We start from the raw sequence: 14,606 nt of genomic DNA on the forward strand, positions 1-14,606 counted from the left end.
GGCGTCGGGAGTCTGCCTGGACGCCGGTATCGGCGCGCAGCGCATCGGCATCGACGATAGCAGAGTTCGGCGCGCCAATGTGCAGGCGGCGCCTTGCACGCCGCAAACTGTCCGATAATCACGGCATGTCACGGATCTCCCACACCGCCCAGGCCGAGGACGCCCCGGCGCACGACACCGCCACCACTGGCGAGCCGACCTATCGCCACCACATGCTGCGCTGGGCCTGGCGTCGCGGCAAGCCCACCACCGGCAATACCGTTCGGCTGCTGCACGGCGGCCAGGACTTCTTTCCGGCGCTGATCGCGGCGATCGACCAGGCCGCGTTCCAGGTCATGCTGGAAACCTACATCTATGCCGACGACGAGGTCGGCCGCGCCGTCGCCGATGCGCTGATCCGGGCCGCCGCGCGCGGGGTCGCGGTGCGCGTGACGGTGGACGGCTTCGGCGCCGGCGACATGCCCGCCGAACTGGCCGAGCGGCTGCGCGCGGGCGGCGTGCGACTGCGCGTCTACCGCGCCTTGCGCGGCTTCCGCCTGGCGCGGCGCCACCTGCGCCGGCTGCACCGCAAAGTCGCCGTGATCGACCGCCATGTCGCCTTCGTCGGCGGCATCAACATCATCGACGACCACAACCACGGTCCTTTCGAAGGCGCCAACCTGGGTCCCCGCTATGACTTCGCGGTGCAGGTCAGCGGGCCGCTGGTGGACCGCATCGCGCTGTCGTCGGAGCGGCTGTGGTGGCGGCTGTCGCTGCGCGAGGCGCGTGGCAGCGAGCGCGCCGCGGCGGTCGCCGACTACCCGCTGGTGACCGACCTGCCGCCGCGCCCGGAAGCCACCGGCGGCATCCGCGCCACGCTGCTGCTGCGCGACAACCTGCGCAACCGCCGCACCATCGAGCGCGAATACCTGCGCGCGCTGGGCGCCGCGCGCCACGACGTGATCCTCGCCAACGCCTACTTCCTGCCCGGCCACAAGATGCGGCGCGCCTTGCTGGCCTGCCGCGAGCGCGGCGTGCGGGTGCGGCTGCTGCTGCAGGGCATGGTCGAATACCGGCTGCAGCACTACGCCACCCATGCGCTCTATGCCTCGTTGCTCGAGGCGGGTGTCGAGATCTACGAGTACGCCGAGAGCTTCCTGCACGCCAAGGTCGGCGTGGTCGACGAGGCTTGGGCCACGGTCGGCTCGAGCAACATGGACCCGTTCAGCCTGCTGCTCGCGCGCGAGGCCAACGTTGCCGTTTATGATGCGGCCTTCGCCGCTGAACTGCGCGAAGCGCTGGAGCGCGCCATTGCGCACCGCAGCGTGCGCGTGCTGCCCGACGTGCATGCGCGGCGCTCGCCGCTGCACCGGCTGGCCAACTGGGCGGCCTATATGCTGCTGCGGCTGGGCGTGATCATCGCCGGCGTCACCGGACGCTACTGAACGGCGGGCGGTGTGCGTTTGCTGCCATGCGGCAACGCCCATGCTGAAACCGGTTGCAGCATCGCGGCTGGCGGACATGCTGCAATGCAGTCCGTTTAGAAACAGCGGTCTAATTAAAAGCTTGATGGGCAGGTGCCGCGCCAGAATAATCTGAACGACCGTTCTTTTTTGGCTTAGACTGCGTGCATTCGCGGTATGCACCGGCAAATCCGCCGGCCGCCCGCAAGCACTGAATGCAACGTCAGGGTCATACGCGGGGCCGCAGAAGGCCCCGCAGAACGGAGAAAAAACATGCGACACCAGTCAGCCCGTCTCGAATCCGCCGCTTCGTCCCCCTCGCCCATGCGCAAGGGCGAGATGACGCGCGTGGCGATTCTGGATGCCGCACTGGAATTGTCGTCCCGCGACGGGCTCGAAGGTCTGACCATCGGCCTGCTCGCGGAACGCATGCAGATGAGCAAGAGCGGCGTGTTCGCGCATTTCGGTTCGCGCGAGGACCTGCAGGTGGAGGTGGTGCGGGAGTATCACCGCCGGTTCGAGCAGGAGGTGTTCTACCCCTCGCTGCAGGAGCCGCGCGGACTGCCCCGGCTGTGGTCGATGGTGCGGCGCTGGATGGAGAAGCGCATCCAGGAAGTGACGACGGGATGCATCTACATCAGCGGCGCGGTGGAGTACGACGACCGTGCCGGCAGCCTGGTGCGTGACGAGCTGGTCAAGAGCGTCACCATCTGGCGGGCAGCGCTGACCCGCGCCATCAACCAGGCCAAGGAAGAGGGGCATCTGCGCGCGGACTGCGATCCGCGCCTGATGCTGTTCGAGATGTACAGCCTTGAACTAGGCTTGCATCATGACGCCCGTTTTCTGCGCCTGCCCGACAGCGCCGAGCTTGCCATGGTCGCGCTCAACAAACTGATTCAGTCTTACCGTACCTGAGGCCGTCGGGTCGGACCGGTTCGCGCGAGCGAGGCGGGCGGCGTGGCGGCATCGCACAACTCCAAGGAGTCTCTGATGGGCCAGTACACCGCACCGTTGCGCGACATGCAGTTCGTGCTCCATGAACTGCTCGGCGCCGAAGCCGAACTCAAGGCGATGCCGCCGCACGCGGACATCGACGCGGACACCATCAACCAGGTCATCGAGGAAGCCGGCAAGTTCTGCTCGGACGTGGTGTTCCCGCTCAACCAGGTGGGCGACCGCGAAGGCTGCACCTACGTCGGCGACGGCGTGGTCAAGGCGCCCACCGGCTTCAAGGAAGCCTACCAGCAGTATGTCGAGGCCGGCTGGCCGGCACTGGCGTGCGATCCCGCCTTCGGCGGCCAGGGCCTGCCGATCGTGGTCAACAACGTGGTCTACGAGATGCTGAACTCGGCCAACCAGGCCTGGACCATGTACCCCGGCCTGTCGCACGGCGCCTATGAGGCCCTGCACGCACACGGCACGCCCGAACTGCAGCAGACCTACCTGCCCAAGCTGGTGTCAGGCGTCTGGACCGGCACCATGTGCCTGACCGAGCCGCATTGCGGCACTGACCTGGGCATCCTGCGCAGCAAGGCCGAGCCCCAGGCCGACGGCTCCTACCTGATCACCGGCACCAAGATTTTCATCTCCGCCGGCGAGCACGACCTGGCCGAGAACATCATCCACCTGGTGCTGGCGCGCCTGCCGGACGCGCCCGCCGGCACCAAGGGCATCTCGCTGTTCGTGGTGCCCAAGTTCATCCCGGATGCCAGCGGCAACCCGGGCCAGCGCAACGGCATCCAGTGCGGCTCGATCGAGCACAAGATGGGCATCCACGGCAACGCCACCTGCGTGATGAACCTGGACGGCGCGCGCGGCTGGATGGTGGGCGAGCCCAACAAGGGCCTGAACGCCATGTTCGTGATGATGAACGCCGCGCGCCTGGGCGTGGGCGCGCAGGGCTTGGGCCTGACCGAGGTGGCGTACCAGAACTCGGTCGCCTACGCCAAGGACCGCCTGCAGATGCGGTCGCTGACCGGCCCGAAGGCGCCCGAGAAGGCCGCCGACCCGATCATCGTGCACCCGGACGTGCGCCGCATGCTGCTGACCCAGCGCGCCTACGCCGAAGGCGGCCGCGCCTTCAGCTACTGGACCGCGCTGCAGATCGACCGCGAGCTGTCGCACCCGGACGAGGCGGTGCGCAAGCAGGCCGGCGACCTGGTCGCGCTGCTGACGCCGGTGATCAAGGCGTTCCTGACCGACAATGCCTTCACCGCCACCAACGAGGGCATGCAGGTGTTCGGCGGCCATGGCTACATCTCCGAATGGGGCATGGAGCAATACGTGCGCGACGCTCGCATCAACATGATCTACGAAGGCACCAACACGATCCAGGCGCTGGACCTGCTGGGCCGCAAGATCCTCGGCGACATGGGTGCGAAGATGAAGGCCTTCGGCAAGATCGTGCAGGAATTCGTCGAGGCCGAAGGCACCAACGAAGCCATGCAGGAGTTCATCAACCCGCTGGCCGACCTGGGCGACAAGGTGCAGAAGCTGACCATGGAAATCGGCATGAAGGCGATGGGCAACGCCGACGAAGTCGGCGCCGCCGCGGTGCCCTACCTGCGCGTGGTGGGCCACCTGGTGTTCGCCTACTTCTGGGCCCGCATGGCCAAGGTCGCGCTGGAGAAGGAAGCCGGCGGCGACAAGTTCTACACCGCCAAGCTGGCCACCGCGCGCTTCTACTTTGCCAAGCTGCTGCCGGAAACCGCCGGCGAGATCCGCAAGGCGCGCGCGGGTTCGGCGTCGCTGATGGCGCTGGACGCGGATTTGTTCTGATTGATCCGCATGGACGACTCCCGCTGACGGTTTGCTCCCCTCTCCCATTGATGGGAGAGGGGCGGGGGTGAGGGCCGGCGCTTCAACGAAGTAGTTCGGCATAGCAACCTCCCGCCCTCACCCCCGGCCCCTCTCCCGCAAGCGGGAGAGGGGAGCCAACCGGCAGCAACGGGACATCCACACACTCTCACCTCAACGCTCACTAATCCAGGAGCGAGCATGTCCAATTTCATCGTCAAGAAAGTCGCCGTGCTGGGTGCCGGCGTCATGGGGGCGCAGATCGCCGCCCACCTGATCAACGCGCGCGTGCCCGTGGTGCTGTTCGACCTGCCGGCCAAGGAAGGCCCGAAGAACGGCATCGCGCTGCGCGCCATCGACAACCTGAAGAAGCTGTCGCCCGCGCCGCTGGGCATCAAGGACGAGGCCGGCCTGATCCGGGCGGCCAACTACGAAGACGATATCGCGCTGCTCAAGGAATGCGACCTGGTGATCGAGGCGATCGCCGAGCGCATGGACTGGAAGCACGACCTGTACAAGAAGGTCGCGCCGCACCTGGCCTCGCACGCGATCTTCGCCACCAACACTTCGGGCCTGTCGATCACTGCGCTGTCCGACGGGTTCGATGATGACCTGAAGTCGCGTTTCTGCGGCGTGCACTTCTTCAACCCGCCGCGCTACATGCACCTGGTCGAGCTGATCCCGACCGCGACCACGCGGCCGGAGATCCTCGACCAGCTGGAAGCCTTCCTGACCACCACGCTCGGCAAGGGCGTGGTGCGCGCCAAGGACACGCCCAACTTCATCGCCAACCGCGTCGGCATCTTCTCGATCCTGGCGGTGTTCGCCGAGGCCCAGAAGTTCGGCATCCCGTTCGACGTGGTCGACGACCTGACCGGTGCCAAGCTGGGCCGCGCCAAGTCCGCCACCTTCCGCACCGCGGATGTGGTCGGCCTCGACACCATGGCGCATGTGATCAAGACCATGCAGGACAACCTGCACGACGACCCGTTCGCACCGGTGTACCAGACCCCGGCCGTGCTCAAGGGACTGGTCGACGCGGGCGCGCTGGGCCAGAAGACCGGCGCCGGCTTCTACAAGAAGGAAGGCAAGGCGATCAAGGTGCTCGACGCCAGCACCGGCCAGTATGTCGATGCCGGCAAGAAGGCCGACGAGATCGTGGTGCGCATGCTGAAGAAGGAACCGGCCGAGCGCATCCGGCTGCTGCGCGAGTCGACCAACCCGCAGGCGCAGTTCCTGTGGGCGGTGTTCCGCGACGTGTTCCACTACATCGCGGTGTACCTGGAGCAGATCGCCGGCTCGGCCGCCGATATCGACCTGGCGATCCGCTGGGGCTTCGGCTGGAACTCGGGCCCGTTCGAGGACTGGCAGGCCGCAGGCTGGAAGCAGGTGGCCGAGTGGGTCAAGGAAGACGTCGAGGGCGGCAAGGCGCTGTCGGGCGCGCCGCTGCCGGCGTGGGTATTCTCCGGCCCGGTTGCCGACAACCAGGGGGTGCACGCGGCGGCCGGTTCGTGGTCGCCCGCGACGCAGTCGTTCGTCGCGCGCAGCACGCTGCCGGTGTATCAGCGCCAGGCCTTCCGCGCCGCCCTCCAGGGCACCGCCGCGGCCGATCCGCGCAAGGCCGGCCGCACCGTAGAAGAGAACGACGCGGTGCGCATCTGGGTGGGCGAGGGCCAGGACGACGTGCTGGTGGTCTCGTTCAAGAGCAAGATGAACACCATCGGGCCCGACGTGATCGACGGCCTGACCCGCGCCATCGACCTGGCCGAGGCCGGCTACAAGGGCCTGGTGGTGTGGCAGCCGACCTCGCTGCAGCTGGGCGCGCCGGGCGGCCCGTTCTCGGCCGGCGCCAACCTGGAAGCGGCGATGCCCGCCTTCATGATGGGCGGCGCCAAGGGCATCGAGCCGTTCGTGAAGAAATTCCAGGACGGCATGATGCGCGTGAAGTACGCCGCGGTGCCGGTGGTATCGGCGGCGTCGGGCATTGCGCTGGGCGGCGGCTGCGAGCTGATGTTGCACTCGGCCGCGCGCGTGGCCGCGCTGGAAACCTATATCGGCCTGGTCGAGGTTGGCGTGGGCCTGGTGCCGGCCGGCGGCGGCCTGAAGGAAGCCGCGCTGGCGGCCGCGCGCGCGGCGCAGGCCGCGGGCAGCACCAACTACCTGCAGTTCCTGACCAGCCGCTTCCAGAGCGCGGCCATGGCCAAGGTCTCGGGTTCGGCGCTGGAAGCGCGCCAGATGGGCTACCTGCAGCCGTCCGACCGGATCGTCTTCAACGTGCATGAGCTGCTGCACGTGGCGCAGAACGAAGTGCGCGCGCTGGCCGACGCCGGCTACCGCGCGCCGCTGCCGACGCTGGTCCCGGTTGCCGGCCGTTCGGGCGTGGCCACCATCAAGGCGTCGCTGGTCAACATGCGCGACGGCGGCTTTATCTCGGCGCACGATTTCCTGATCGCCACCCGCATCGCCGAAGTGGTGTGCGGCGGCGACGTCGACGCCGGCGCGCTGGTCAGCGAGGAATGGCTGCTGGCGCTGGAGCGCAAGGCCTTCGTCGACCTGCTGGCTACCGGCAAGACGCAGGAGCGCATCATGGGCATGCTGCAGACCGGCAAGCCGGTGCGCAACTAAAGCAAGCGAGGAACCGACATCATGAAACAACTGCAAGACGCATACATCGTTGCGGCCACCCGCTCGCCGATCGGCAAGGCCCCCAAGGGCGCGTTCAGGCACACGCGCCCGGACGACCTGCTGGCCACCATCCTGAAGGCCGCGGTGGCCCAGGTGCCGAACCTGGACCCGAAGCTGATCGAGGACGCCATCGTCGGCTGCGCCATCCCGGAAGCCCAGCAGGGCCTGAACGTGGCCCGCATCGGCGCGCTGCTGTCGGGCCTGCCCAACACCGTCGGCGGCATTACCGTCAACCGCTTCTGCGCCTCGGGCCTGAGCGCGGTGGCGATGGCCGCCGACCGCATCCGCGTTGGCGAGTCCGACGTGATGATCGCCGCCGGCGTCGAATCGATGAGCATGGTGCCGATGATGGGAAACTCGCCGTCGATGTCGCCGGAGATCTTCACCCGCGACGAGAACGTCGGCATTGCCTACGGCATGGGCCTGACCGCCGAGAAGGTGGCGCAGCAGTGGCAGGTCAGCCGCGAGGACCAGGACGCGTTTTCGCTGGCGTCGCACCAGAAGGCCATCGCCGCGCAGCAGGCGGGCGAGTTCGGCGACGAGATCACCCCGGTCGAGACCGTCGAGCGCTTCCCTGATCTGGCCAGCGGCCAGGTCGGCGTGAAGACCCGCACCAACGCGCTGGATGAAGGCCCGCGCCCGGATACCTCGCTCGAGGGCCTGGGCAAGCTGCGCCCGGTGTTTGCGAACAAGGGCAGCGTCACCGCCGGCAACAGCTCGCAGACCTCGGACGGCGCCGGTGCGCTGATCCTGGTCTCGGAGAAGATCCTGAAGCAGTTCAACCTGGTGCCGCTGGCGCGCTTCGTCTCGTTCGCGGTGCGCGGCGTGCCGCCCGAGATCATGGGCATCGGCCCCAAGGAAGCGATTCCGGCGGCGCTGAAGGCGGCGGGCCTGACCCAGGATCAGCTGGACTGGATCGAGCTGAACGAAGCCTTCGCCGCGCAGTCGCTGGCGGTGATGCGCGACCTGCAGCTGGATCCCGCCCGGGTCAACCGCATGGGCGGCGCGATCGCGCTGGGCCACCCGCTGGGCGCCACCGGCGCGATCCGCTCGGCCACGGTGGTGCATGCGCTGCGCCGCCACAACCTGAAGTACGGCATGGTTACCATGTGCGTCGGCACGGGCATGGGCGCCGCAGGCATCTTCGAGCGCGTCTAAACGCGCCTGCGGGATGGCCCGGCGCCATCCCGCCCTTCTGCATCAGGTGAAGAAAGCAGTACCGGGGGCTGCCGCCCGCAACGCGGGTCACCAGCAGGGGAGGAGACACAATATGCAGGAGACAGCCATCCTGGCCGATGCCGCGTGCGACTTGCCACGCGATGTCATGGCCGCGCTGAAGGTCCACACCATTCCGTTCCGCATCCGCGCCGGCGAGCACTTCGTCGCCGATACGCGCGACGAAGATGCGCTGCCGCGGCACTACCAGCAATATCTGGTCGGCCGCCAGGACCACTATGCCGAATCGGTGCCGATGGTCGAGCGCGAACTGGAGGAGCACCTGCTGCGCAACGTGGTCGCGCAGTGCGACCGCGCCATCCTGTTCACCATCGCCAGCACGCGCAGCAAGCTGTACGCGCATGCGAGCGGCGCGGTGATCGGCACCGTGGCGCGCAGCGTGCGGCTGCGCAGGGAAGCGGGACGATCGGGGCTGTTCGACCTGACCGTGGTCGACACCGGCGCGATCGGTCCGGGCCAGGCGCTGATCGTTCGCGAAGCCGCGCGCATGGCGCTGGACGGTGCCAGTCCGCAAGTCGTACGCGAGGCCGTGGAAACGCGCCTGCGCGATGCCGCCCACATGTTCCTGGTGCCGGACGAACTGCTCTACTTGTACACCCGCGCACGGCAGAAGGGAGAGGACAGCATCACCTGGGGCCGCTACGTGATGGGCAGCGCGTTCAACCTCCGCCCCGTTGTGCATATGCATCGTGGCCAGACCGAAGCCATCGCCAGGGCGCGCGGCTCCGAAGAGGGCCGGCGCCGCGTGCTGCAGCATGCCGAGCAATGCCTGCGCGCCGGCGACCTGGTGGTGCCGGCGATCGCGGCGTGCTACGCGGGCCCGCTGGACGAGGTGCGCGCGATGCCGGCCTACCAGTCGCTGGCGAATACCGCGCGCAGCCACGGCGTCGAGCTGATGCTGGCGCCGATGAGCCTGACGGTGGCGCTGAATGTCGGCGCACGCGCGTTCGGGCTCAGCTATCTTGCCGAGTCGCCGACGCCTTTCGAATAATTCCCACAGACGAGGACACCATGAGCATCCGTACCAGCATCGAGCAAGGCATCCTGACGCTCGAGTTCGACCGCATCGACAAGAAGAACGCCATCACCGCGGCGATGTACCAGTCGCTGGCCGACGCGCTGCGCGCGGCCGACACCGATCCCGCCGTGCGCGCCATCCTGCTGCGCGGCAAGCCCGAGATCTTCACCGCCGGCAACGACCTCGAGGATTTCATGCAGCGCCCGCCGGGCGCCGGCGAGGGCGCCGAAGCCGCCCCGGTGTTCCAGTTCCTGTACCAGATCAGCCATGCCAGCAAGCCGGTGGTGGCAGCGGTCAGCGGCGCGGCGGTGGGCGTGGGCACCACCCTGCTGCTGCACTGCGACCTGGTCTATGCGTCCGACACCGCCAAGCTGTCGCTGCCGTTCGTGCAGCTGGGGCTGTGCCCCGAGGCTGCTTCGAGCCTGCTGCTGCCGCGCCTGGTCGGCTACCAGCGCGCGGCCGAGAAGCTGCTGCTGGGCGAGGCCTTCAGCGCGCAGGAGGCGCAGGAGATCGGGCTGGTGACGCGGGTGCTGCCGGTGGCCGAGGTGCATGACTTCGCGCTGGCGCAGGCTCGCAAGCTGGCGGCCTTGCCGGCATCGTCGCTGCGCGAGACCAAGCGCCTGATGAAGGCCGGCGCGATGGCCGAAGTGGAGAAGCAGATGGCCGACGAGGGCGCGGTGTTCCGGCGCATGCTGGTGGCGCCGGAGGCGAAGGAGGCGTTCAGCGCGTTCTTCGAGAAGCGAAAGCCGGATTTTATGAAGTTTGCGTGAGGGGCCGAGGGGGCTCGGCCGCGCCCTCAAGCCGTCGGCAACACCCGCGGCTGCCGCGACTCGTCTGTCGCCACATAGGTCAGCGTGGCTTCGGTCACCTTGACGATCTCGTTGCTGTGGCGCATGCGCTGCGCATAGACCTCGACCTCGACCGTGATCGAGGTGCGGCCGGTCTTGACGATATCGGCGTAGAAGCTCACCAGGTCGCCGACGAACACCGGGTGCTTGAACAGGAAGGAATTGACCGCGACGGTGGCGACGCGCCCCTGCGCGCGCTCGACCGCCGGGATCGAGCCGGCGATATCCACCTGCGACATGATCCAGCCGCCGAACACGTCGCCATGGACGTTGGCGTCCGCGGGCATCGGTACCACGCGCAGGGCGGGATTCTTGCCGGCGGGCAGGGCGGGGACGGTGTGGGGAGCGTTCATGAGGCGGTATGGTGGACGGCGGAAAGGGCGGGCGCGGCGAAAAACCCTTCGCCTGCCACGTCATGCGAACTCTGCGACAATCGCGCATTGGCCCGAATTCTATCGTATGCGCCGCTATTCCACGACCGCCGAGCAGGCCCCCGACACTGCCTCGGTCAAGCTCTTTCCCGGCCAGCGCGCTCCCCGCAGCGACTGGCAGACCGTGCGCAACCTGCTGCCCTACGTCTGGCACTACAAGTGGCGCGTGATGCTGGCGCTGGCCTGCCTGGTGGCGGCCAAGGTCGCCAACCTGGGCGTGCCGGTGCTGATGAAGCGGCTGATCGACAGCATGAACATCACCGCCGGCGACCCGCGCGCGCTGCTGGCGGTGCCGGTCGGGCTGATCGTCGCCTACGGCATGCTGCGCCTGTCCGCGACGCTGTTCACCGAGTTGCGGGAAATCCTCTTTTCCAAGGTTACGCAGAGCGCCGTGCGCGAGATCGCGCTGCAGGTGTTCCGGCACCTGCATGCGCTGTCGCTGCGCTTCCACCTGGACCGCCAGACCGGCGGCATGAGCCGCGACATCGAGCGCGGCACGCGCGGCATCCAGTCGCTGATTTCGTATTCGCTGTACAGCATCCTGCCCACGCTGGTGGAAATGGCGCTGGTGATCGGCTTCTTCATCCTGCACTACGACATCTGGTTCGCCGCCATCACCGGCTGCGCGCTGGTGGGCTACATCGTCTTCACCATCGTGGTGACGGAATGGCGCACGCATTTCCGCCGCCGCATGAACGAGCTCGATTCGCGCGCCAACCAGAAGGCGATCGATTCGCTGCTGAACTTCGAGACCGTCAAGTACTTCGGCAACGAAGCCTACGAGGCGCAGCGCTACGACGAGAACCTGCGCAAGTACCGCACCGCGGCGATCCGCTCGCAGAATTCGCTGTCGTTCCTCAACTTCGGCCAGCAGGCCATCATCGCCATCGGCCTGATCCTGATCCTGTGGCGCGCCACGGTGGGCGTGGTCGACGGCAAGCTGACGCTGGGCGACCTGGTGCTGGTCAACACGCTGATGATCCAGCTCTATATCCCGCTGAACTTCCTCGGCGTGATCTACCGCGAGATCAAGCAGGCCACCACCGACATGGATCGCATGTTCGTGCTGCTGGGCACGCACCAGGAGGTGGCCGACGCGCCGGACGCGCCGCCGCTGCGCGTCGGCGGGGCGCAGGTGCGCTTCCGCGATGTGCGTTTCGGCTACGAGCCGGATCGCACCATCCTGGACGGGGTCGACTTCACCATCGCCGCCGGCACCACCACCGCGGTGGTGGGCCACAGCGGCTCGGGCAAGTCGACGCTGGCGCGGCTGCTGTTCCGCTTCTACGACGTGGGCGGCGGCGCGATCGAGATCGACGGCCAGGACATCCGCGCCATCACCCAGGACAGCCTGCGCCGCGCCATCGGCATCGTGCCGCAGGACACCGTGCTGTTCAACGACAGCATCTACTACAACATCGCCTATGGCCGTCCGGACGCGACCCGCGACGAAGTCATCGCCGCGGCGCAGGCGGCGCAGATCGACGCCTTTATCCGCGAACTGCCGCAGGGCTACGACACGCCCGTGGGCGAGCGCGGCCTGAAGCTGTCCGGCGGCGAGAAGCAGCGCGTGGCGATCGCGCGCACGCTGCTGAAGAATCCGCCGGTCCTGGTGTTCGACGAAGCGACCTCGGCGCTGGATTCGCGCACCGAGCAGGCGATCCAGGCCGAGCTGATGCGCCTGGCGCAGAACCGCACCACGCTGCTGATCGCGCACCGGCTCTCCACCGTGGTCCATGCCGACCAGATCCTGGTGATGGACCACGGCCGCATCGTCGAGCGCGGCACCCATGCCCAGCTGATGCGCGCGGGCGGGCGCTATGCCGAAATGTGGGACATCCAGGCGCGCGCCGCCGCCAAGGGCGGCGATGCCGTCGGCGGCGAGGCGCTTGCGCTCGACGTGGGCGACGCCACCCAGGACGCCTGAGCCGCCAGGGGCCGCCATCGGCTGCGCCGGCTTGCACCAGGGCGCGGCACGGATTGTCGGCAATCGCTGCCGACGATGCTGGCGCGGCAATCGCCGCGCCCATTTCTGGTTCGACAATCGCGCGCGGGCACGCCCTGAAACGGGGCCTGCAAGGCTGGCATGTCCCTTGCGGACGGATCCCTCCGAAATCACTATCCACGGAGAGATGCCATGCCCCAATCCCGCGCTGCGCAAGTGTCGCCCGGCGTTTTCACGGCTGCCAGCGACAACGCTGCCAACCCCGCCGCGCGTACCGCGCGTGCCCCGGCTCGCCGCCGCCTGCTGAAGCTGGGCGCCATGCTCGGCACCAGCCTGGTGCTGTCGACACAATTCGCCGGCGCCGCCCATGCGCAGGCCGCGGCCACCAGGGTCCGGTTCCAGCTCGACTGGCGCTTCGAAGGGCCGGCGGCACTGTTCCTGCTCGGCGAGCAGAAGGGCTACTACAAGGCCGAAAAGCTCGAGGTCTCGATCGATGCCGGCAATGGCTCGGGCAACGTGGTCAACCGCGTGGCTTCGGGCACCTATGACATGGGCTTCGCCGACATGTCGTCGGTGATGGAGTTCTACGGCAACAACCCCGACGCGAGGGACAAGCCGGTGGCGGTGATGATGGTCTACAACAACACGCCTGCGGCCATCCTGGCGCTGAAGAAGTCGGGCATCCGCGCACCCAAGGACCTGGCCGGCAAGCGCCTGGGCGCGCCGGTATTCGACGCCGGCCGCCGCGCCTTCCCGATCTTCGCCCGGGCCAACGGCCTGCAGGCATCGTCGTTCAACTGGCAGGCGATGGACCCGACGCTGCGCGAGACCATGCTGGTGCGCGGCGACCTCGACGCCATCACCGGTTTTTCGTTCACGTCGATCCTGAACCTGAATGCGCGCGGCGTGAAGGACGAAGACATCGTGGTGCTGCCGTACCCGCAATTCGGCGTGAAGCTGTACGGCAATGCCGTGATCGCGTCCGAGGAATTCATCAGGAAGAATCCGGAGGCGGTGAAGGCGTTCCTGCGCGCCTTCAGCAAGTCGGCGCGCGACGTGATCGCCCGTCCGGAAGAGGGCATCCGCGCGCTCAAGGCGCGCGACGGCATCATCGACGAGAAGCTGGAAACGCGCCGGCTGAAGCTGGCGCTGGACAGTGTGGTCCGCTCGCCGGACGCCAGGGCCGAGGGCTTTGGCCGCATCAGCAAGCCGCGCCTGTCGCTGATGGCCTCGCAGGTGGCCGATGCCTTCGGCACCAGGGGCCGTATCAACGCCGATGCGTTGTGGACCGACGCGTACCTGCCGAGCGCGGCCGAACTGGATGTGCTGCGATGATGGCGCGCCTGGCTGAATCCATGCCGGTCGCCGCGACTGCCGCGACTGGCGCGAATGCCGCGACCGCGCCCGTCGAGCCCTTCGTCGATTTCAACCGGGTCTGGCTGGCCTATGACGACACGCTGGCGCGCCAGGGCGAGTTCGCGGTCGAAGACCTGTCGCTGCAGGCCGCGCCGGGCGAGTTCATCGCCATCGTCGGCCCGTCCGGCTGCGGCAAGTCCACCTTCATGAAACTGGCGACCGGGCTGAGGCCGGCAACGCGCGGCATCGTCAGGATTGCCGGGGAGAAGGTGAGCGGGCCGCTCAAGCAGGTGGGCATGGCGTTCCAGGCGCCAACGCTGCTGCCGTGGCGCACCACGCTCGACAACGTGATGCTGCCGCTGGAGATCGTCGAGCCCTACCGCTCGACTCTGCGCGCGCGGCGCGACGAGTACGTCGACCGCGCCCGGCGGCTGCTGCATACCGTGGGCCTGGGCGGCTACGAAGACAAATACCCGTGGCAGCTCTCCGGCGGCATGCAGCAGCGCGCGTCGATCTGCCGCGCGCTGATTCACCAGCCGCGCATGCTGCTGCTCGACGAGCCCTTCGGCGCGCTCGACGCCTTCACCCGCGAGGAACTGTGGTGCGTGCTGCGCGACCTGTGGCAGGCGCAGCGCTTCAACGTGATCCTGGTCACGCACGACCTGCGCGAGGCGGTGTTCCTCGCCGACACGGTCTACGTGATGAGCCAGCGCCCCGGCCGCATCGTGATGCGCAAGGAGATCGGCCTGCCGCGCCCGCGCGATCTCGAGCTGACCTATACCGAGCCCTTTGCCGAGCTGGTGCACGCGCTGCGCGAGAAGATCGGCCATGTGCGCCAACACTGAGCTC

At 68.0% G+C, this 14,606-nt stretch carries 11 protein-coding genes; 10 read left to right on the plus strand and 1 reads right to left on the minus strand.

What is annotated here, in order from left to right; all coding sequences use genetic code 11:
- Nucleotides 1-77 precede the first annotated feature (77 nt).
- The 7 genes from clsB to C7416_RS09025 all read left to right on the plus strand — a co-directional run bounded on the left by clsB (nucleotide 78) and on the right by C7416_RS09025 (nucleotide 9,947).
- The gene (gene clsB / locus C7416_RS08995; protein WP_111518338.1) at nucleotides 78-1,424 is read left to right on the plus strand and encodes a cardiolipin synthase ClsB; all 1,347 of its coding nucleotides are present in this window, start codon (nucleotides 78-80) and stop codon (nucleotides 1,422-1,424) included.
- Between the two features lie 342 nt (nucleotides 1,425-1,766).
- Complete coding sequence (locus C7416_RS09000; protein WP_025583452.1) at nucleotides 1,767-2,357, plus strand: TetR/AcrR family transcriptional regulator; 591 nt, start codon at nucleotides 1,767-1,769, stop codon at nucleotides 2,355-2,357.
- Nucleotides 2,358-2,432: 75 nt separating this feature from the next.
- Nucleotides 2,433-4,220 (plus strand): acyl-CoA dehydrogenase C-terminal domain-containing protein, encoded by a 1,788-nt coding sequence (locus C7416_RS09005; protein WP_111518340.1) that lies wholly within the window; start codon nucleotides 2,433-2,435, stop codon nucleotides 4,218-4,220.
- 219 nt (nucleotides 4,221-4,439) lie between these two features.
- Complete coding sequence (locus C7416_RS09010; RefSeq protein ID WP_111518342.1) at nucleotides 4,440-6,863, plus strand: 3-hydroxyacyl-CoA dehydrogenase/enoyl-CoA hydratase family protein; 2,424 nt, start codon at nucleotides 4,440-4,442, stop codon at nucleotides 6,861-6,863.
- A gap of 18 nt (nucleotides 6,864-6,881) precedes the next feature.
- Nucleotides 6,882-8,081, plus strand: a complete 1,200-nt coding sequence (locus C7416_RS09015) for an acetyl-CoA C-acyltransferase (protein ID WP_111518344.1) — start codon at nucleotides 6,882-6,884, stop codon at nucleotides 8,079-8,081.
- A gap of 112 nt (nucleotides 8,082-8,193) precedes the next feature.
- Nucleotides 8,194-9,150, plus strand: coding sequence for a DegV family protein (locus C7416_RS09020; RefSeq protein WP_111518346.1), 957 nt, complete (start codon nucleotides 8,194-8,196; stop codon nucleotides 9,148-9,150).
- A 20-nt stretch (nucleotides 9,151-9,170) separates the two neighbouring features.
- Nucleotides 9,171-9,947, plus strand: coding sequence for an enoyl-CoA hydratase (locus C7416_RS09025; protein WP_111518348.1), 777 nt, complete (start codon nucleotides 9,171-9,173; stop codon nucleotides 9,945-9,947).
- A 26-nt stretch (nucleotides 9,948-9,973) separates the two neighbouring features.
- Here the strand turns inward: C7416_RS09025 and C7416_RS09030 are convergent, their stop codons facing one another.
- Nucleotides 9,974-10,378 carry an acyl-CoA thioesterase gene (locus C7416_RS09030; protein ID WP_062796782.1) on the minus strand — a complete coding sequence of 135 codons (405 nt, stop codon included), beginning with the start codon at nucleotides 10,376-10,378 and terminating at the stop codon, nucleotides 9,974-9,976.
- Nucleotides 10,379-10,484: 106 nt separating this feature from the next.
- On the opposite strand from C7416_RS09030, the gene C7416_RS09035 reads away from it, so the two are divergent.
- From C7416_RS09035 to C7416_RS09045, 3 genes are all read left to right on the plus strand, one after another.
- Complete coding sequence (locus C7416_RS09035) at nucleotides 10,485-12,383, plus strand: ABCB family ABC transporter ATP-binding protein/permease (RefSeq protein ID WP_111518350.1); 1,899 nt, start codon at nucleotides 10,485-10,487, stop codon at nucleotides 12,381-12,383.
- 210 nt (nucleotides 12,384-12,593) lie between these two features.
- Nucleotides 12,594-13,736: an ABC transporter substrate-binding protein gene (locus C7416_RS09040; RefSeq protein WP_181461193.1), complete on the plus strand. Its 1,143-nt coding sequence runs from the start codon at nucleotides 12,594-12,596 to the stop codon at nucleotides 13,734-13,736.
- The gene (locus C7416_RS09045) at nucleotides 13,733-14,602 is read left to right on the plus strand and encodes an ABC transporter ATP-binding protein (protein ID WP_181461195.1); all 870 of its coding nucleotides are present in this window, start codon (nucleotides 13,733-13,735) and stop codon (nucleotides 14,600-14,602) included. The genes C7416_RS09040 and C7416_RS09045 overlap by 4 nt, the downstream gene beginning before the upstream one ends.
- Nucleotides 14,603-14,606: the final 4 nt, after the last annotated feature.

Origin of the sequence: Cupriavidus phytorum (assembly GCF_003254285.1) — a bacterium.
GTDB classification, from domain to species: Bacteria; Pseudomonadota; Gammaproteobacteria; order Burkholderiales; family Burkholderiaceae; genus Cupriavidus; species Cupriavidus phytorum.